This is a genomic window from Pseudomonas sp. ML2-2023-6 (genome assembly GCF_037055265.1).
Lineage (GTDB): Bacteria > Pseudomonadota > Gammaproteobacteria > Pseudomonadales > Pseudomonadaceae > Aquipseudomonas > Aquipseudomonas kulmbachensis.
The window spans coordinates 4,242,712-4,260,801 of record NZ_CP146347.1 but is presented as its reverse complement, the minus strand read 5'-3'; the positions used below and the strand labels follow the sequence as shown (position 1 = coordinate 4,260,801).

Here is an 18,090-nt window from a genome sequence, read left to right as displayed (position 1 = left end):
AGTGTTCTCTGAAACCTGCATGAAAAGAAGTGGCGCTGACGGCGTTGCAGCCGCACTGCCTAAAAGCCGTTATCATAGCGTCTCATTGCCTGCCGACCATGGATACCATGACCGAGAACGACTATCTGATCGCCTGGGGCCTTTACGCCTTTGCAGCTTTTGGCTGCCTGCTCGTATGGTGCCGCCTGACCCGCTTCATGTGGCGCTGGCTGCGCGAACCATTGCGCGTGTTAATGGCCGTGCTGCTGTTCAGTCCGACCATTATTGACCCGGTCAAAGAGCAATTCGCGCCAGCGGTGGCTATTACCGCGCTGGATCTGGCGTTTAAAGTCGGCAACAACGCTTGGCGTGCCGTCTCTGACCTGCTGATGTACGCCATTATTGCGCTGTGTCTATACGCTGTGTTTGTGTTGATCCGCTGGCCAATCGAGCGCGCCAGCAAGGCGCGCAAGGCGCAAGCCGACGCGGCAGCACAAGCCCATCAACACGATCCTGAAGACGACCAGCCATTTGGCTCGGCCGGCAATGATCGTTATGCGCCACAAGGCGCATCGCGTGCATCGGCCCCGTCCCGGGTCGAGCCGCGGCTGTAATCCTATTTCGTCGAGCCTGAATGCGAGAGTGCGAGCGTGTGTGAATTATTGGGCATGAGCGCCAACGTCCCGACCGATATTGTGTTCAGCTTTACCGGGCTTATGCAGCGCGGCGGGCGTACTGGCCCGCATCGTGATGGCTGGGGCATTGCCTTCTACGAAGGCCGTGGCCTGCGCCTGTTCCAGGACCCGGCCGCCAGTTGCGACTCCGAAGTCGCTTTGTTGGTACAGCGTTACCCGATCAAAAGTGAAGTGGTGATTGGCCATATCCGCCAGGCCAACGTGGGCAAGGTGTGCCTGTCCAATACTCACCCGTTTGTCCGTGAGCTGTGGGGGCGTAACTGGTGTTTCGCGCATAACGGTCAGTTGGCCGACTTTTCCCCGAGCACGAGCTTTTACCGTCCCATAGGCGATACCGACAGCGAAGCGGCGTTCTGTGATCTCCTTAACCGGGTGCGCGAAGCCTTCCCCGAGCCGGTCGACGTTGAGAGCATTCTGCCGGTGCTGGTAGCGGCCTGCGCCGAGTTTCGCAGCAAAGGCGTGTTCAACTGCCTGCTCAGCGACGGTGACTGGTTGTTTTGCTATTGCTCGACCAAGCTGGCGCAAATTACCCGTCGCGCCCCGTTTGGCCCGGCACGCTTGAAAGATGTCGACGTGATCGTCGATTTTCAGGCCGAAACCACGCCTAACGATGTGGTCACCGTGATCGCCACCGAGCCTTTGACCGAAAACGAAACCTGGACCCGCTACGAGCCGGGCCAATGGAGCCTGTGGCGACGCGGTGAATGCGTCAGCCAGGGCACAACCGAATAAGGATAGGCGTGTATGTTCTTGAGCTACCTGCGGTTGGTGTTGTTTACCCTTGGGCTGCTCCTCGGTGTGCAAGTGCCTGGGTTTATCAATGATTACGCCAATCGCGTTGAAGCTCATCTGATCGAGGCCCAGACCGGGTTGACGGGCTTCCAGAACACTGCCAACCAGTTTTTCAAAGGTGACCTGCAAGCGCTGGTGGCACATTACCAGGCCAGCGACGACCCGGTCTTCCGCAGCGATGCCACCAGCCTCGGCACCTTGCTCAACCGTCAGCGCCTGCTCGACGAGCAGTTCCAGGCCATGCAAGGCCCGTGGTACATGCGCGCCCTGCAAGTAGCGTATGCGGCCGACCCGGCCATCCGCCAGGAAACCCTCAACGCCTACACCTATCAGGTCTTGCTGTCGCCAAGCGCCATAGGCTGGGCTATGGCAGGGGCCTTGTTGTTCTCCTTTATGATCGAGGGGTTCTTCAGGCTGGTGGACTGGGTGGTACTCGGTGGCAAACGCCAACGCGAACGTCTGGCCCGACGCGAGCGCAGCTACTGATCGTGGGAGCGAGCCTGCTCGCGAAGATCTCAAGAGCGCACGGTAAGCTTGTAAACGCGCGCTACTGTTAACGACCTTCGCGAGCTGGCTGGCTCCCACAAAAATTTGTGCGTGTGGTTAGAAGCAATCAAATTATTTTTATGCCCGAGTCCGGCTTTTATTAGTTGGACGAACGGCGTGCGGCTGTCGAAAAATGCTCCACACCTAAACTATAAAAAGACCACAGGAGCATCATCGTGAGCCGCCTGTTATTGAACTGCGACATTGGTGAGAGTTTTGGCAGCTGGACCATGGGCCTGGATGCCGAAGTCATGCCGTTTATCGATTGCGCCAACATCGCCTGCGGCTTTCACGCCGGCGACCCGAGCATCATGCGCAAAACCGTGGCCCTGGCCTTGGCGCACGACGTGCAAATCGGAGCCCATCCTGCGTATCAGGACCTGGCGGGCTTTGGTCGCCGTTCCATGGCCTATTCAGCACAAGAAGTGCAGGACTTGTTGCACTATCAGATCGGCGCGCTGGATGGCATTTGCCGGGCGCAGGGTGCCCGGGTCAGCTACGTCAAACCTCACGGCGCAATGTACAACGACATGATGGCCAACCCCGCACAGCTGCGGGCAGTGATTCAGGCCATGGCCGCTTATGATTCAAGCTTGCCGCTGATGCTGATGGCTACCCGCGACAACAGCGCCGCCCAGGCGATTGGCGATGAGTTCGGTATCACCCTGTGGTTTGAAGCTTTCGCTGACCGCGCTTACGACAGCGCCGGGCATTTGGTCTCGCGTCAGTTGCCGGGGGCCGTGCACCACGAAGCGGATGTCATCGTGCAACAGGCCCTGACCATCGCTGCGGGCAAGGCTCTGGTTGCCAGTGATGGAAGCGCCTTGCTACTGCATGCCAATACCCTGTGTGTGCATGGCGATAACGCCAGCTCGGTTGCCGCCGTGCAGCGCATTCGCGAGGCTTTGAGCCAGCAGGCTCAGGCATGACGCCGCGTATCGAAGTGGTGGCCATCGACTGCCTGATGCTACGTTTGTTCGATGAAATCGCCGAAGCCAACATGCCGTGGATGCTGGCCGCCTGCGAACGATTGCGGGCCTGCTTCGCCGGGCAGTTAATCGATCTGGTGCCGTCCTACACCACCCTGATGGTGCATTACGACGGGCTGGCGCTAAGTCCAGCTCAGGCTCGGGAGTTGATCGCCGAGGCCATGACCGACCTGCGCCCGGAAACCCAAAACCGTGGCCAGTGCCATGTTCTGCCGGTGTGGTACGACTTGAGCGTGGGCCCGGAACTCACCTTGCTGGCCCAGCGCGCAGGTTGCTCTGTGAGTGAGGTCATTCGCCGTCACAGCGAGCATCAGTACCAGGTGTTTGCACTGGGCTTTGCTCCAGGCTTTGCCTTTATGGGCCTGGTCGAAGAGGCGCTGGCCGCCCCACGCCTGAACACCCCGCGCAAGCGCGTCGCCAGCGGCAGCGTCGGGATTGCCGAGCGTCAGACCGCCGCCTACCCGGCGCAGTCCCCCGGCGGCTGGAACCTGGTCGGGCGTACCCCGAGCGCGTTGTTTGACCGTGAACGTGATGGCTACAGCCTGATGCAGCCCGGCGATACGGTGCAATTCGCGCCTGTTTCCCACGCTGAATTCATCCGTTTAGGCGGTGACGATACCCCTCAGGAGGCCCTGGCATGAGCCAATTATTGATTCGAGCCAGCACGCCGTTGTGCCTGTTGCAGGACGCAGGACGTTTTGGCGTGCGGCATTTGGGCGTGACCCAGGGCGGTGCCGCGGATTGGCTGTCGATGGCGTGGGCCAATTGGCTGCTGGGTAATTCGCCGGATGCGGCGGTTATCGAAATCACTCTCGGTGGCTTGAGCCTTGTTGCCCAGGCTGATTGCAGCCTGGCATTGGCGGGCGCCGACCTTGCTGCCACAGTTGACGGGCAGGCGCTGAAGCCCTGGCGCAGTTTCGACTTGAAAAAAGGCCAGACTCTCACATTTACCCAGCCGCTGATCGGCGCCCGGGCTTATCTGGCGGCTCCCGCAGGTTTCAATGCGCCTCAAGTCTTGGGCAGTTGCGCCACGGTAGCCCGTGAGCAACTCGGTGGGCCGGATGGCTTCGGTCGCGGGCTGGTCGCAGGCGATGAACTGAGTTTTGCCGGGCATGCACAGCCGCTGCGCGAACTACCCCGTGGGCTGCAACCGGTGTTCAGTGCCAATCCTGCGCTGGATGTGGTGCTGGGTGCGCAAATTGGAGCTTTCAGCGGGCAAAGTACCTTCGATGCTTTCAACAGCTCCTGGACTCTGGACGCCCGGGCCGACCGCATGGGGATTCGCTTGTTGGGGCCAGCGCTGGTCTATCAGGGCGCACCGATGATTTCAGAAGGGATACCGCTGGGGGCGATTCAAGTGCCGCCCGATGGCCAGCCAATCGTGCTGCTCAATGACCGTCAGACCATTGGCGGCTATCCGCGGCTTGGTGCCTTGACGCCATTGGCTCTGGCGCGTCTGGCCCAGTGCTTGCCGGGGGAGGGCGTGTCCATGCGGCCCACCACCCAGGAAGCTGCGCAACGTCAGATGGTGGGATTCATGCAGCGATTCGGCTGAATCACTTTGTAGATACTCTGTTCCAGGTCAAGCCCCAGTGGGAGCGAGCCTGCTCGCGAATGATCTTCGCGAACAGGCTCGCTCCCACGCTTGAAGTATCTCTGTAGCCGCTGCGCTGCCCATCGCAGCCTGCGGCAGCGGCTCCAGAGTATCTACAAGGTTCATGAAAAATCACTTCGCCAAAAACCGCATCCCTTCTTCCAGCCCGTCAAGGGTCAGCGGGTACATGCGATCTTCGATCAGGTCACGCACGATCCCGGTGGAAGCCGTGTAGTTCCACGTGTCCTTGGGGTATGGATTGATCCAGATAAGTTTTTTGTACTTCTCCATAAAGCGTTGCATCCACTTGTAGCCTGGCTCTTCGTTCCAGTGCTCGACACTGCCCCCCGCGTGGGTAATCTCATACGGACCCATCGCCGCGTCGCCGATAAAAATCACTTTGTAGTCGGCACCGTACTTGTTCAGCAGGTCCTGGGTCGAGATGCGCTCAACCTGGCGGCGTTGGTTGTTCTTCCACACCGATTCATAAATGAAGTTGTGAAAGTAGTAGTACTCCAGATGTTTGAACTCGGTTTTGCAGGCCGAAAACAGCTCTTCGCACGTCTTGACGTGGGAGTCCATCGAGCCGCCGATGTCGAACAGCAACAGCAGTTTGATGTTGTTGCGACGCTCGGGGCGCATCTGAATATTCAGCAGGCCGGCATCACGGGCGGTGTGGTCGATGGTGCCGTCGATATCCAGTTCATCCGCCGCGCCCTGGCGGGCGAATTTGCGCAGGCGCCGTAGCGCAACCTTGATATTGCGCGTGCCCAGCTCGACCTGATCGTCGAGGTTCTTGTATTCGCGCTGCTCCCAGACCTTGGCCGCCTTGCCCTGACGCGCCCCGGCATCGCCCACGCGAATCCCTTCGGGGTGATAACCACCCGAGCCGAACGGGCTGGTACCGCCCGTGCCAATCCATTTGTTGCCACCGGCATGGCGTTCCTTTTGCTCCTCAAGGCGTTGCTTGAACGCTTCGATCAGCTTGTCCAGGCCGCCCAAGGACTGGAGTTGCGCACGATCTTCGTCGCTCAGCGAACGCTCGAACTCCTTGCGCAGCCAGTCTTCGGGGATCAAGGCCTCAAGGTGTTCGTTGAGGTTTTGCAAGCCATTGAAATAGGCGCCAAACGCCCGGTCGAACTTGTCGAAATGACGTTCATCCTTCACCAGGATCGTGCGCGCCAGGTAATAAAACTCGTCCATGTCGGCAAAGGTCACGCGGTGTTTCAGGGCGTTGATCAGGTCCAGCAGCTCGCGCACGGATACTGGCACCTTGGCCGCACGCATTTCATTGAACAGGTTAAGCAGCATGCTTATCGCCTTCTTGAAAAATCAGCGATTGGGGCGACGGCTCATAAACGCCAGGCGCTCAAGCAATTGCACGTCCTGCTCGTTTTTCACCAGCGCGCCCGCCAGTGGCGGAATGGCCTTGGTCGGATCGCGTTCGCGCAACACGGCTTCGCCAATGTTGTCGGCCATCAGCAGCTTGAGCCAGTCGACCAGCTCGGAGGTCGAAGGTTTTTTCTTTAGCCCTGGCACCTTGCGCACGTCGAAAAACACGTCAAGCGCTTCGCTGACCAGCTCTTTCTTGATGTCGGGGAAGTGCACGTCGACGATTTTCTGCAGTGTGGTGCGATCCGGGAAGTTGATGTAGTGGAAGAAGCAGCGGCGCAGGAAAGCGTCCGGCAGCTCTTTTTCGTTGTTGGAGGTAATGATGATGATTGGGCGGACCTTGGCCTTGATCGTTTCATCCGTCTCGTAAACGTAGAACTCCATCTTGTCGAGTTCTTGCAGCAAATCGTTAGGGAACTCGATGTCAGCCTTGTCGATTTCGTCAATCAGCAGGATGACGCGCTCTTCGGCCTCGAAGGCTTCCCAAAGCTTGCCTTTTTTCAGGTAGTTGCGAACATCGTGCACCTTGTCGACACCCAACTGCGAGTCACGCAGGCGGCTGACCGCGTCGTACTCGTACAGGCCCTGATGAGCCTTGGTGGTGGACTTGATGTGCCAGGTGATCAGCTTGCAGCCAAAGGATTCGGCCAACTGCTCGGCAAGCATGGTCTTGCCTGTACCGGGTTCGCCCTTGACCAGTAGTGGGCGTTCCAGAGTGATCGCCGCGTTGACCGCCAGCTTCAGGTCGTCGGTGGCCACATAGGCGCGAGTGCCTTCAAACTTCATCTGCAATTCCTCAAACCATAACCCGGGGCCTGCAAGGGGCAGGGCGGGACAACTAAAAAGTATGTCCGACTATAACGCGCTGCCCGCATAACGAGAACGCAGACGCGCCATTCAGTCTCTGAATGAGGCGTCACGCCATGACTGGACGCATGTAAGCGTGAGGCCTACCCTTGAGATCTTCCCAAAAGGTGCATAAGGACCCCGCCATGAGCCGCATTTTTGCAGATAACGCCCAATCCATCGGTAACACGCCTTTAGTGCAGATCAACAGCATCGCGCCGCGCGGCGTGACGATCCTGGCCAAGATCGAAGGTCGTAACCCTGGCTATTCGGTGAAATGCCGGATTGGCGCCAATATGATCTGGGATGCCGAGAGCCGCGGTGTACTCAAGCCGGGCATGACCATCATCGAACCTACGTCGGGGAATACGGGGATCGGCCTAGCGTTTGTCGCGGCAGCGCGCGGTTACAAATTAGTGCTGACCATGCCTTCATCGATGAGCATCGAACGCCGCAAGGTGCTTAAGGCTCTGGGTGCCGAACTGATCTTGACCGAGCCGGCCAAGGGTATGAAAGGTGCGATCGACAAGGCTGCTGAAATTCTGGCCAGTGACCCGGTCAATTACTTTATGCCGCAACAGTTTGAAAACCCGGCCAACCCGGCGATTCACGAAAAAACCACCGGCCCGGAAATCTGGAACGACACCGATGGTGGGGTTGACGTGCTGGTGTCTGGCGTAGGTACTGGCGGTACGATTACCGGGATTTCGCGCTATATCAAACACACTCAGGGCAAGCCGATCCTGTCGGTTGCGGTAGAGCCCATCACCTCGCCGGTGATCACTCAGGCGTTGGCTGGTGAAGAAATCAAGCCTGCTCCACACAAGATCCAGGGCATTGGTGCCGGTTTTGTACCGAAAAACCTCGACTTGTCGATTCTCGACAAGGTTGAACTGGTCAGCGACGACGAATCCAAAGCCATGGCCCTGCGACTGATGCATGAAGAAGGCATCTTGTGCGGAATCTCCAGCGGCGCAGCGATGGCCGCTGCCGCCCGTTTGGCAGAAACCCCGGAAATGCAAGGCAAAACCATTGTCGTGATCCTCCCGGATTCGGGTGAGCGTTACCTGTCGAGTTTCCTGTTTAGCGACATGTTCAGTGAGCAGGAACTGCACCAGTAACACTATGTTGCAGGCTGCGATGGGCGTAGCGCCTCGGGTTTTGGATCTACAATGAAGGTCTTTTGGCCCTTATCGCAGCCTGCGGCAGCGGCTACAGCCGTTGCCTGACCCAAATCAAACTGTTTTCCACCTCAAAATGCATAATCATTGCCTTTGGTGTCGGTCATTGCCCTGAATATTGGTTTTTGTGGGTTTTGTCCTATGCCTGTAGTGTTTATCATGGCCGGCTGCCACGTCGGGCGATTGGTGCCGCACGGTATTTTCGAGGAGTTGTTGCATGACCTTATCCTTCGCCATCAAGGCAGGGCTCATACTGCTGTTTGTCGGCAGCATCCTGTACGTGCATTTTCGCGGCAAGGCACGGTTGCCGGTGTTGCGCCAGTTCGTCAACCACTCCGCGTTCTTTGCGCCGTACAACGCCTTGATGTACCTGTTCTCCGGTGTGCCGTCCAAACCGTACCTGGACCGCAGCAAGTTCCCCGAGCTGGATGTGCTCAAGGACAACTGGCAAGCGATCCGCGAAGAAGCCATGCATTTGTTCGACGAGGGCTATATTCGCGCCGCAGAAAAGAACAACGACGCCGGTTTTGGCTCGTTTTTCAAGAAAGGCTGGAAGCGTTTTTACCTCAAGTGGTACGACAAGGCGCTGCCATCGGCCGAGTTGCTGTGCCCAAAAACCGTTGAGCTGGTCAACAGCATCCCCAATGTCAAAGGCGCAATGTTTGCCTTGTTGCCGGGCGGCAGCCACCTCAACCCGCATCGTGACCCGTTCGCCGGATCGCTGCGCTATCACCTGGGCCTGTCGACTCCCAACTCCGATGCCTGCCGTATCTTCGTCGATGGCGAAGAATATGCGTGGCGCGACGGTGAAGACGTGATGTTCGACGAGACCTACGTGCACTGGGTCAAAAACGAAACCGACATCACCCGCGTCATCCTGTTTTGCGACATCGAGCGGCCACTCACCAGCCCCCTGATGACCCGGATCAACCGTTGGGTCAGCGCGCAGCTGGGTAAAGCCACTGCTCCGCAGAACCTCGATGACGAACGCGTAGGCGGGATCAACAAGGCATACGCCTGGAGTAAAACCTTCAGCGACCGCTTCAGCGGTGTGGTCAAACAGTGGAAACGCCGTAATCCCAAGCTGTACCGCATCGCCCGGCCGATATTGGCGGTTATCGTGCTGGTACTGCTGTGGCGCTGGTTGTTTGGCTGATTTCAAGAAGCACAAAAAAACCGCTCTATAGGGAGCGGTTTTTTTTGGAATTTTTCCAGTCAGCTACCCGCTAGAACACCTGCAGGTTCCTCAACTTTACTACCGTTGAGTGCAACGCTCAAAAAACGCTGCTGAGTGGCAGACACGGCCGCTTTGCCTGGCTCGCTCTGATTACGAGGCTTGGCTTGGTTGGAGGCGGGAGGTGTGATCGTGACAGACATATTGCCACCATTTTGATTGTTTATTGTACAGTGATGTCGATGTTAGTCGTTCTCCAGGCGGACAACAAGTCGTCCAAATGGATCGAATTGAAACCCCAGTTCCTGGTAGACCTTTATGGCTCCCTGGGCCGGTTCTTGAATTTCCAGCCACTGGCTACCGACCTTTCGCGAGTATTGTTCGACAGCAATCATCGCAATTGCGGCGATGCGGTTCTTCAGTGGATGCCAGTTGTCAGGTTTATCTTCAAGCCTGACAATTTTGGTGCGCAAACGGCTCTGGTTGGGATTGGCGAAGCACAGACCGCACAGCTCTGAGCCGGACCAGATGGATAGGTCGAATGACCAGGGCTCCTTGGCTTTCCAGATGGGTATTTCCTCCCATGAGAAGTGAACACCGTCTCCCCAGCCATTTAGTGCCTCAAGCGCTCGTGAATCGATGGGCTTCAATTGTACGGCTCTGCCGGGCAGTGTTGTCGGCGTGTCAGCCAGTATCGAGCAAGCCGCCGCCCTGGCTTGTGATTTCAAAAGCTGGTGCTTGAGCCGGTTTCTGGGTCTTGGCATAAGGCTGATCAAGTGAAAAGGTAGCCCGCTGTTTTACTCGACTCTCGCCTGTTTTTAATCAGATGAGTCATTGCAATTAATGTCGAGCGCTGGTTATAGTCGGCGCTCGATACTTCTCTTCAAAAAGATCAGCCCATGCCGGTTTCCCTCTCACATAGCGTCGCCGTTTCAGCAGTCACTGCTGGCGTCGATCCGTGCGGAAATCAACAGCCTGTGCAGATCAGTCACTATCCCCCTCCTGTCAGCCGCACTGTGGTGTACGTCGTCGTATCGCCACCGGGTGTTGTTGCGGGCTGAGCAGATCGCTCGGCTGCCCGTACCCGTCTAAAAAAACACTGAATTTCAGCCTCGGCTGAGTTGGCTTTTTTGCCTGATGACAGGTGTTACCCATGTTTTCGATTTCTAAAGAGTCCGCGCTGGCGGCTGCGTCTACGTGCCTGTTCGTACTGCTGTGGAGCAGCGGTGCGATTTTCTCCAAGTGGGGGCTGGCGCATGCGTCGCCGTTTGCCTTTTTGTTGATTCGTTTTGCCATTGCCCTGTTGGCGCTGGTGCTGATTATTCCGCTGATGAAGTTTCAGTTGCCCCGTGGCAGAAGGGCGATCAGTTATGCATTGGCTACGGGCGTGGTGTTACTGGGGGCGTATCAGATTTTTTATCTGCTGGCGCTGGATCTGAAAGTGACACCCGGGGTTATGGCTACGGTCATGGGTGTGCAACCGATCCTCACTGCTGTGATCATGGAGCGCAGGCATTCCTTTAGCCGCTCCCTGGGGTTGCTGCTGGGTCTCGCCGGGCTGGTTCTGGTGGTGTATCAGGGCATCGGCCTGGCGGGGTTGTCGTGGGCCGGGATGTTGTATGCTCTGTTGGCACTGGCCAGCATGACGGCAGGCACCTTGATGCAAAAGCGCATCACCCGGAACCCGCTAGGCACGTTGCCCCTGCAATACCTCGCCGGTTTGCTGGTGTGTGCGGTATTTGTGCCGTTTCAGCCCTTTCACTTTGAACGCAGCGCGGGCTTTGTCGTGCCGGTGTTGTGGATGGGGCTGGTGGTTTCGGTATTGGCAACCTTGTTGCTGTACCGGATGATTGCCAGAGGCAATCTGGTCAACGTCACCAGCCTGTTTTACCTGGTGCCTGCGGTAACCGCGATCATGGACTACCTGATATTTGGCAACAAACTCGCAGCGTTGAGTTTGCTCGGGATGGCGATGATTATCATCGGGCTGATGTTTGTGTTCCGTAAAACCACCTGAAGCACATGCTTTTGTAGCCGCTGCCGCAGGCAGCGGCTACAGGTTCAGACCTTGGCTGCCGCCCCGGGCTTAAGCACCAGCCACAACGCCAGCGCAATCAGCAGCCCGCCATACAGATGGGCCATTGATAGCGGTTCGCCCAGAAACAGCGCGCCCCACAACACGCCGAACGGCGGGATCATAAAGGTCACGGTCATGGATTTTACCGGGCCAATGCTCGTCAGTAAGCGGAAGTACAGAATGTAGGCAAACGCTGTACACACCAGCCCCAAGCCCAGCAACGACAACCAGACACTCATCCCGCCCCAACTGACGGGTGGTTGATTGATCACGCTCAGGCCAAACAGCGGCAACAGGAACAGTGTGGCGCCAAGCATGCTGCCCAGTGCCGAAAGGCGTGGGTCAAGACCGCCTTGCTGATCCAGCCAGCGGCGGGCCAAAAAGCCGGCAAAGCCATAAAAGGTGGTAGCCAGCAGGCAGGCGAGGGCACCCATCAGCAAGTCCAGATTAAAAGCCACTGGTCCGGCCCGGGTCAGAACTCCGACTCCGAGCAGCCCGAGAAACACTCCGGCCATTTTGGTCAGGGTCAGTTTTTCGCTGAAAAACAGCCCGCCAATCAATACCCCCATCAACGGGGTGGTCGCGTTAAAAATTGACGAATAACCAGCTGGCAGTACCTGTGCTGCGACCGAGTACAGTGTGGCTGGAACCCCGGAGTTGATAACCCCCAGAATCAGAATCACCTTGAGTTTGCCGCCAAAATTCCAGCGCACGCGCATCAGCGCCAGGATCACTACCAGGCCAGTAGCCGCGATGGAGACCCGAAAGAATGCTGTAGGAATGGTTCCAAGTACCGGTGCGATGATCCGCATAAACAGAAAGCTGGCGCCCCAAATGCCTGCCAGCGACAGCATGCGCACCAAATCGACAAGTCTCACGGGTTTTTCCTTACAAGGTTTGAGCCGCGCAGTGTAGGGGATGCTGCGCGCAAGGCAATGGTTGCGCCTGCTAACAATTGGCCACTAAGCTCAGCCGTACAATAAAACCCTCACCGATAGTCGTGCAGAGGTTCCTCCATGCCCCAAACCTGGCCTGCGGCCGCCATCGCGCAAATGATCCTCGATGGTTTCGATGATTATCGTGAGCACTTTCGTCAGATCACCGACGGCGCCCGCGCCCGTTTTGAAGGGGCGTTGTGGCAAGCTGCGCAGGCCGCGTCGGCGGCACGGATCAATCTGTACGAGCAGAAGGTCAGTGAAATCAGGCAGCGCATGCAGGGCGCTTTTGGAGATCAGGATTTGCTGGATGCCGAGCAATGGCCGCGGGTCAAAAGTGCTTATATCCGATTGATAGACCTGCGCTTTGACGATGAGCTGGCCGAGACCTGGTACAACTCGACCTTCTGCAGCCTGTTCAGCCACGACCTGATCAGCGATGGCTGCATGTTTATTCACACTACCCGGCCCGTATTGCGTCAGGCCCGTGCTGCACAAACCCGTACCTATCGCCCTGCCGGGCAGTTGCATAACGCGTTGGCGCAGATTTTTAGCGACTTTGCCTTCGATGAGCCTTACGCCGATTTGCCGGGTGATCTGTTCAGGCTCGCTGCCCAATTGCGCGAAAGCTTGCCCGACTGGGTGTGCAAAGACCCGCAGTTGAGCATTGAGCTGTTTTCGTCGGTGCTATACCGCAACAAGGGGGCGTATCTGGTGGGACGCCTTTATACCCAGGACGAGCAATGGCCGCTGGTGATCCCGCTGCTGCACCGCGAAGGCCGGGGGGTTCAGATTGATGCGTTGATCACCGACGAAGCCGAGGTGTCGATCATCTTCTCGTTCACCCGCTCGTATTTCATGGTGGATGTGCCTGTACCTGCGGAGTTTATCGGCTTTCTCAAGCGTATCCTGCCGGGTAAACATGTCGCGGAGCTGTACACCTCAATCGGCTTTTACAAACACGGCAAGTCAGAGTTTTACCGGGCGTTGATCAATCATCTGGCCACCACCGACGACCGTTTCATCATGGCGCCAGGGGTGCGTGGGATGGTCATGACCGTGTTTACCCTGCCGGGCTTCAACACGGTATTCAAACTGATCAAGGATCGTTTCTCACCGTCGAAAAACGTCAATCGCGCCACAGTTATTGAGAAATATCGCCTGGTAAAAAGCGTGGACCGGGTAGGGCGTATGGCGGACACCCAGGAGTTCGCCGATTTTCGCTTCCCGATGAGTAAGTTCGACCCGGAGTGCCTGGCCGAATTGCTGGAAGTTGCGCCTTCAACCGTGGTCATCGAAGGCGATCAGGTATTGATTCGCCACTGCTGGACCGAGCGACGTATGACCCCACTTAACCTGTATCTGGAAAGTGCCAGCGCCGCGCAGATCCGCGAGGCGCTGGAGGATTACGGCCTGGCGATCAAACAACTGGCGGCGGCAAATATTTTCCCCGGCGACATGCTATTGAAAAACTTTGGCGTCACCCGGCATGGCCGCGTGGTGTTCTACGACTACGACGAAATCTGCTATCTGACCGAGGCCAACTTCCGACATATCCCGCAGCCGCGCACCCCCGAAGACGAAATGGCCAGTGAGCCCTGGTACTCCATCGGGCCGCTGGATGTGTTTCCTGAAGAGTTTCCGCCGTTCCTGTTCGCCGACGCTGGCCAGCGCCGCCTGTTCAATGAGCTGCATGGTGACCTGTACAACGCCGATTACTGGAAAAGCCTGCAAGCTGCGATTCTGGAGGGCAAGGTGATTGATGTGTTTCCTTACCGGCGCCGAGGCTGATCGCTCGCTCCCACACAAGAGGCTCTGTTTTGCTCGCAAATCTGCGACAATCCGCCCCCTGCATTTATGAAGACTTTTGCGCACCTGATGACTGACGAATCGCCTGCTATCGACCAACTGTTGAAAAACCTTGATCAAGCCATGATTGCCGACCGCCATAAGCTGCGTCGGCAGTTGCATGAGCTGCGCAAAAAGCCTGACGACGCCAAGCTGGCCGTCTGGGCGGAGCGGGTGCAGGCGTCGTGCGCGCAAGTGGCAGCGCGGGCGGCCAGTGTGCCGCTGATTCGCTATGACGAAAACCTGCCGATTGCCGCCAAGCGCGATGAGATCAAGGCCGCGTTGCTCAAGCACCAGGTGCTGATTCTGGCCGGTGAGACCGGCTCGGGCAAAACCACCCAACTGCCGAAAATCTGCCTGGAAATCGGTCGTGGTCAGCACGGTTTGATTGGCCATACCCAGCCGCGACGAATTGCTGCGCGCAGTGTTGCCAGCCGGGTGGCCGAAGAGCTGGGCACACCGCTGGGGGCGCTGGTCGGTTATCAGGTACGGTTTGAGGATCAGAGCGATTCCAACACCCTGGTCAAGCTGATGACAGACGGTATCCTGCTGGCCGAAACCCAGCACGACCGCTACCTCGAGCGTTATGACACGATCATTGTCGACGAAGCCCACGAGCGCAGTCTGAACATCGACTTCCTGCTGGGTTATCTGAAGATTTTGCTGCCGCGCCGTCCGGACCTGAAAGTCATCATCACTTCGGCGACCATCGATCTGGAGCGCTTCTCCAAGCACTTCAATGACGCGCCTATCGTCGAAGTCTCGGGCCGCACCTTCCCGGTCGAAACCTGGTACCGCCCGTTGACCTCAGAGCAGGACGAAGAGGGCAATAACGTCGAAGAAGACTTGAGCGTCGATCAGGCCATCATCGCTACTCTGGACGAGATTGCCGCGTTTGAGCGCAGTGAGCGCAAAAGTCCGGGTGACGTGCTGGTGTTTTTGCCCGGCGAGCGTGAAATTCGCGATGCCGCTGACATGTTGCGCAAGGCTCAGCTCAAACACACCGAAATCCTGCCTTTATATGCGCGGTTATCGCCTGCCGAGCAGCAGCGGATTTTCCAGTCGCACCCCGGCCGCCGTGTAGTGCTGGCGACCAACGTGGCGGAAACCTCGCTGACGGTTCCGGGCATTCGCTACGTGATCGACAGCGGTACCGCCCGCATCAGCCGTTACAGCTATCGGGCCAAGGTCCAGCGCCTGCCGATCGAGGCCATTTCCCAGGCCAGCGCCAACCAGCGTAAAGGTCGTTGCGGCCGGGTCGAGCCGGGTATCTGTGTGCGCTTGTACGCGGAGGAAGACTTTAACGGTCGCCCGGAATTTACCGATCCGGAAATTCTGCGTACCAACCTCGCGGCAGTAATCCTGCAGATGCTGCACTTGCGTCTGGGCGAGATCACGGCGTTTCCGTTTATCGAGCCACCGGATGGCAAGGCAATCACCGACGGTTTCAACCTGCTGCAAGAGCTGTCGGCGGTTAACCGCGAAAATCAGCTGACCCCGCTGGGCCGCCAGTTGGCGCGCTTGCCGGTGGACCCGCGCATGGGGCGCATGCTGCTCGAAGCCGCCAAGCTCGGCAGCTTGCAGGAAGTGTTGATTGTCGCCAGTGCGATGTCGGTGCAAGACCCGCGTGAACGGCCGCCCGAGCGCCAACAAGCGGCCGATCAGGCCCACGCGCAATGGAAAGATGTGGACTCGGACTTTGCCGGTTTGATCAATGTGTGGCGCGGTTTTGAGGAACAACGCCAGGCGCTGACTGCCAGCCCGCTACGTAACTGGTGTCGCAAGAATTTCCTCAACTACCTGCGCTTGCGCGAGTGGCGTGACTCTCACCGTCAACTGAGCCTGATCTGCCGCGATATGCAGCTCACGGTCAATCAGGAGCCGGCCGACTACCCGAAATTGCACAAGGCGGTGCTGTCCGGTTTGCTGAGCCAGATTGGGCAAAAAACCGAAGACGGCGATTACCTCGGCGCGCGTCAGCGCCGGTTCTGGATTCATCCGTCCTCAGGTCTGGGCAAAAAACGCCCGCAATGGCTGATGACTGCCGAACTGGTAGAAACCACCAAGTTGTATGCGCGGATGGTGGCCAAGATCGAGCCGGACTGGATTGAGCCGCTGGCCGGGCACTTGATCAAAAAGAATTACTTCGAGCCGCACTGGGAGAAGAAGCGCGGGCAAGTGGTGGCCTATGAGCAAATCACTTTGTTCGGCCTGATCGTGGTTGGGCGGCGAGCGGTGCATTACGGGCCAATTGATCCGGTGCTGTCACGCGAGCTTTTTATCCGGGAAGGGCTGGTGCGTGGCGAGATTCAGTCGCGGGCCAAGTGCCTGACCGCCAACGCGCAGTTGCTCGAGCAACTCGACGAGCTGGAGGCCAAGGCGCGTCGCCGCGATATTTTGGCGGACGAAGAAACCCTGTACGGGTTTTACGATGCCCGCCTGCCTGCCGAGATTCATCAGACCGCGACGTTTGACAGTTGGTATCGAGTCAACAGTCAGAAAGATCCGCAGTTGTTGATCATGCGTGAAGAAGACGTGCTGGCCCGTGAAGCCACCGAAATTACTGCCAAACATTACCCCGACACGCTGCACCTGGGGGATTTGACCCTGGAGCTGAGCTATCACTTTGAACCCAATCATCCCCGTGATGGGGTAACGGTCAAAGTGCCTGCGCCGCTGCTTTCGGTATTGCCGCCAGAGCGTCTGGAATGGCTGGTGCCCGGCATGATTGAAGCCAAGTGCATTGCGCTGGTGCGCAGTCTGCCCAAAGCGTTGCGCAAAAACTTTGTGCCGGTGCCGGACTTCGTCAAAGCGGCATTGCAGCGCATGGAGTTTGCTCAAGGCTCGTTACCGCAAACCTTGGGCCGCGAATTGCTGCGCATGACGGGGGCGCGGGTGAGTGATGAGGCGTGGGCAGAGGCCGCGCAGCAAGTTGAAAATCACCTGAAGATGAACCTTGAGATTGTCGATGCCGATGGCAAATTCCTTGGTGAAGGTCGCGACCTGGCTGAGTTGACGGCGCGCTTTGCCCAAGCGAGTCAGGCCGCGCTGGCGGTGCCGCAAACGGCCAAAAACCAGCAGCCGGTGGAAGCTAAAGTGTTTGCTGCAGTTGCGGAAAAAACCCAGCAGAAGATCGCCGGGCTGTCGATGACGGTTTACCCGGCGCTGGTGGAAGAGGGCAACACGGTCAAGGAAGGGCGTTTCTCGACCCCGGCTGAGGCGGAGTATCAGCATCGCCGCGCTTTGCAGCGCCTGTTGATGCAACAACTGGCGGAACCGGCCAAGTTCCTGCGCGGCAAATTGCCGGGGCTGACCGAGCTGGGCCTGTTGTACCGCGAGCTGGGACGGGTTGAGAGTCTGGTCGAAGATATTCTGCTGGCCAGTCTTGATAGCTGCATCCTTGAGGGCGAAGCGCTGCTGCCCCGTGATGGCGCCGGGCTGGCGTCGCTTGCCGAACGCAAGCGCGGGGCGTGGACCGAACATGCGGAAAAACTGGCGAAACTGACGCTGGATATCCTCAAACTGTGGCATGGGCTGCAAAAGCGCTTCAAGGGCAAGATCGACCTGGCCCAGGCGGTTGCCTTGAATGACATCAAGCAGCAGTTGAGTCATTTGGTGTATCCGGGTTTTGTTCGCGAAACCCCTGCGCTCTGGCTCAAAGAGCTGCCGCGCTACCTCAAGGCGATAGAAGTGCGCCTTGAGAAACTGCCGGGTCAGGTGCAGAAGGACCGGGTCTGGAGTGGTGAGCTGAGCGGGCTTTGGGCGCAATATCAAGCGCGTGCCACCAAGCACGCGCAGGAAGGCAAGCGCGACCCGCAGCTTGAGTTGTACCGCTGGTGGCTGGAGGAGTACCGCGTGTCGCTGTTCGGCCAGCAACTGGGTACGAAGGTGCCGATTTCGGACAAGCGCCTGAGCAAACAGTGGAGTGCCGTGGACGCGTAGATGCGACTGCTAACGGGATACTCTGTTACCGGTCAAGGCCCCCTGTGGGAAAGAGGCTGCTCGCGAATTATCTTTGCGAGCAGCCTCGCTCCCATAGTTG

Annotated in this window: 15 protein-coding genes; 11 read left to right on the top strand and 4 right to left on the bottom strand. The window is 58.0% G+C overall.

The genetic code is table 11. The features are described 5' to 3' along the window. Positions 1-98: 98 nt before the first annotated feature. The 6 genes from V6L79_RS19875 to V6L79_RS19850 all read left to right on the top strand — a co-directional run bounded on the left by V6L79_RS19875 (position 99) and on the right by V6L79_RS19850 (position 4,556). Positions 99-593 (top strand): MFS transporter, encoded by a 495-nt coding sequence (locus tag V6L79_RS19875; RefSeq protein WP_261739057.1) that lies wholly within the window; start codon positions 99-101, stop codon positions 591-593. Positions 594-629: 36 nt separating this feature from the next. After that, positions 630-1,406, top strand: a complete 777-nt coding sequence (locus V6L79_RS19870; RefSeq protein WP_261739056.1) for a class II glutamine amidotransferase — start codon at positions 630-632, stop codon at positions 1,404-1,406. Between the two features lie 12 nt (positions 1,407-1,418). Then, a complete protein-coding gene (locus tag V6L79_RS19865; RefSeq protein WP_261739055.1) occupies positions 1,419-1,952 on the top strand; it encodes a DUF2937 family protein in 534 nt (177 codons plus the stop codon). A gap of 236 nt (positions 1,953-2,188) precedes the next feature. Continuing rightward, entirely contained in the window at positions 2,189-2,941 is a 753-nt protein-coding gene (locus tag V6L79_RS19860; RefSeq protein ID WP_261739054.1) for a 5-oxoprolinase subunit PxpA, read from the top strand. Continuing rightward, on the top strand, positions 2,938-3,642 hold the full coding sequence (locus tag V6L79_RS19855) for an allophanate hydrolase subunit 1 (protein WP_321834002.1): 705 nt from the start codon (positions 2,938-2,940) through the stop codon (positions 3,640-3,642). Before V6L79_RS19860 ends, V6L79_RS19855 begins: the two co-directional genes overlap by 4 nt. After that, a complete protein-coding gene (locus V6L79_RS19850; RefSeq protein ID WP_338579382.1) occupies positions 3,639-4,556 on the top strand; it encodes a biotin-dependent carboxyltransferase family protein in 918 nt (305 codons plus the stop codon). Before V6L79_RS19855 ends, V6L79_RS19850 begins: the two co-directional genes overlap by 4 nt. Positions 4,557-4,727: 171 nt before the next feature. Here the strand turns inward: V6L79_RS19850 and V6L79_RS19845 are convergent, their stop codons facing one another. Both V6L79_RS19845 and V6L79_RS19840 read right to left on the bottom strand, forming a co-directional pair. Further along, positions 4,728-5,906, bottom strand: coding sequence for a VWA domain-containing protein (locus tag V6L79_RS19845; protein ID WP_261739051.1), 1,179 nt, complete (start codon positions 5,904-5,906; stop codon positions 4,728-4,730). A 21-nt stretch (positions 5,907-5,927) separates the two neighbouring features. Then, positions 5,928-6,773, bottom strand: a complete 846-nt coding sequence (locus V6L79_RS19840) for a MoxR family ATPase (RefSeq protein ID WP_261739050.1) — start codon at positions 6,771-6,773, stop codon at positions 5,928-5,930. A 206-nt stretch (positions 6,774-6,979) separates the two neighbouring features. On the opposite strand from V6L79_RS19840, the gene cysK reads away from it, so the two are divergent. After that, positions 6,980-7,954, top strand: a complete 975-nt coding sequence (cysK, locus tag V6L79_RS19835; RefSeq protein ID WP_321833997.1) for a cysteine synthase A — start codon at positions 6,980-6,982, stop codon at positions 7,952-7,954. A gap of 277 nt (positions 7,955-8,231) precedes the next feature. Continuing rightward, the gene (locus V6L79_RS19830) at positions 8,232-9,170 is read left to right on the top strand and encodes an aspartyl/asparaginyl beta-hydroxylase domain-containing protein (RefSeq protein ID WP_261739048.1); all 939 of its coding nucleotides are present in this window, start codon (positions 8,232-8,234) and stop codon (positions 9,168-9,170) included. Between the two features lie 263 nt (positions 9,171-9,433). On the opposite strand, the gene V6L79_RS19825 is transcribed toward V6L79_RS19830, so the two are convergent. Beyond that, positions 9,434-9,916, bottom strand: a complete 483-nt coding sequence (locus V6L79_RS19825) for a hypothetical protein (protein WP_338579381.1) — start codon at positions 9,914-9,916, stop codon at positions 9,434-9,436. A gap of 425 nt (positions 9,917-10,341) precedes the next feature. On the opposite strand from V6L79_RS19825, the gene V6L79_RS19820 reads away from it, so the two are divergent. Continuing rightward, positions 10,342-11,205 (top strand): DMT family transporter, encoded by an 864-nt coding sequence (locus V6L79_RS19820; protein ID WP_338579380.1) that lies wholly within the window; start codon positions 10,342-10,344, stop codon positions 11,203-11,205. 44 nt (positions 11,206-11,249) lie between these two features. Here the strand turns inward: V6L79_RS19820 and V6L79_RS19815 are convergent, their stop codons facing one another. Further along, positions 11,250-12,119, bottom strand: a complete 870-nt coding sequence (locus V6L79_RS19815) for a DMT family transporter (protein WP_405046648.1) — start codon at positions 12,117-12,119, stop codon at positions 11,250-11,252. A 162-nt stretch (positions 12,120-12,281) separates the two neighbouring features. Here V6L79_RS19815 and aceK point away from each other — a divergent pair, with 162 nt between their 5' ends. Then, on the top strand, positions 12,282-13,991 hold the full coding sequence (gene aceK, locus V6L79_RS19810; protein ID WP_338579379.1) for a bifunctional isocitrate dehydrogenase kinase/phosphatase: 1,710 nt from the start codon (positions 12,282-12,284) through the stop codon (positions 13,989-13,991). Between the two features lie 87 nt (positions 13,992-14,078). Further along, positions 14,079-17,990, top strand: a complete 3,912-nt coding sequence (hrpA, locus tag V6L79_RS19805; protein ID WP_338579378.1) for an ATP-dependent RNA helicase HrpA — start codon at positions 14,079-14,081, stop codon at positions 17,988-17,990. Positions 17,991-18,090: the final 100 nt, after the last annotated feature.

Bases quoted from the DNA above. Each gene is read 5' to 3' on its own strand.
- hrpA (WP_338579378.1), top strand. From the start codon at position 14,079: ATGACTGACGAATCGCCTGCTATCGACCAACTGTTGAAAAACCTTGAT.
- V6L79_RS19830 (WP_261739048.1), top strand. From the start codon at position 8,232: ATGACCTTATCCTTCGCCATCAAGGCAGGGCTCATACTGCTGTTTGTC.
- V6L79_RS19840 (WP_261739050.1), bottom strand. From the start codon at position 6,773: ATGAAGTTTGAAGGCACTCGCGCCTATGTGGCCACCGACGACCTGAAG.
- V6L79_RS19845 (WP_261739051.1), bottom strand. From the start codon at position 5,906: ATGCTGCTTAACCTGTTCAATGAAATGCGTGCGGCCAAGGTGCCAGTA.
- V6L79_RS19875 (WP_261739057.1), top strand. From the start codon at position 99: ATGGATACCATGACCGAGAACGACTATCTGATCGCCTGGGGCCTTTAC.
- V6L79_RS19865 (WP_261739055.1), top strand. From the start codon at position 1,419: ATGTTCTTGAGCTACCTGCGGTTGGTGTTGTTTACCCTTGGGCTGCTC.
- aceK (WP_338579379.1), top strand. From the start codon at position 12,282: ATGCCCCAAACCTGGCCTGCGGCCGCCATCGCGCAAATGATCCTCGAT.
- V6L79_RS19815 (WP_405046648.1), bottom strand. From the start codon at position 12,119: ATGCTGTCGCTGGCAGGCATTTGGGGCGCCAGCTTTCTGTTTATGCGG.
- V6L79_RS19850 (WP_338579382.1), top strand. From the start codon at position 3,639: ATGAGCCAATTATTGATTCGAGCCAGCACGCCGTTGTGCCTGTTGCAG.
- V6L79_RS19820 (WP_338579380.1), top strand. From the start codon at position 10,342: ATGTTTTCGATTTCTAAAGAGTCCGCGCTGGCGGCTGCGTCTACGTGC.
- V6L79_RS19855 (WP_321834002.1), top strand. From the start codon at position 2,938: ATGACGCCGCGTATCGAAGTGGTGGCCATCGACTGCCTGATGCTACGT.
- cysK (WP_321833997.1), top strand. From the start codon at position 6,980: ATGAGCCGCATTTTTGCAGATAACGCCCAATCCATCGGTAACACGCCT.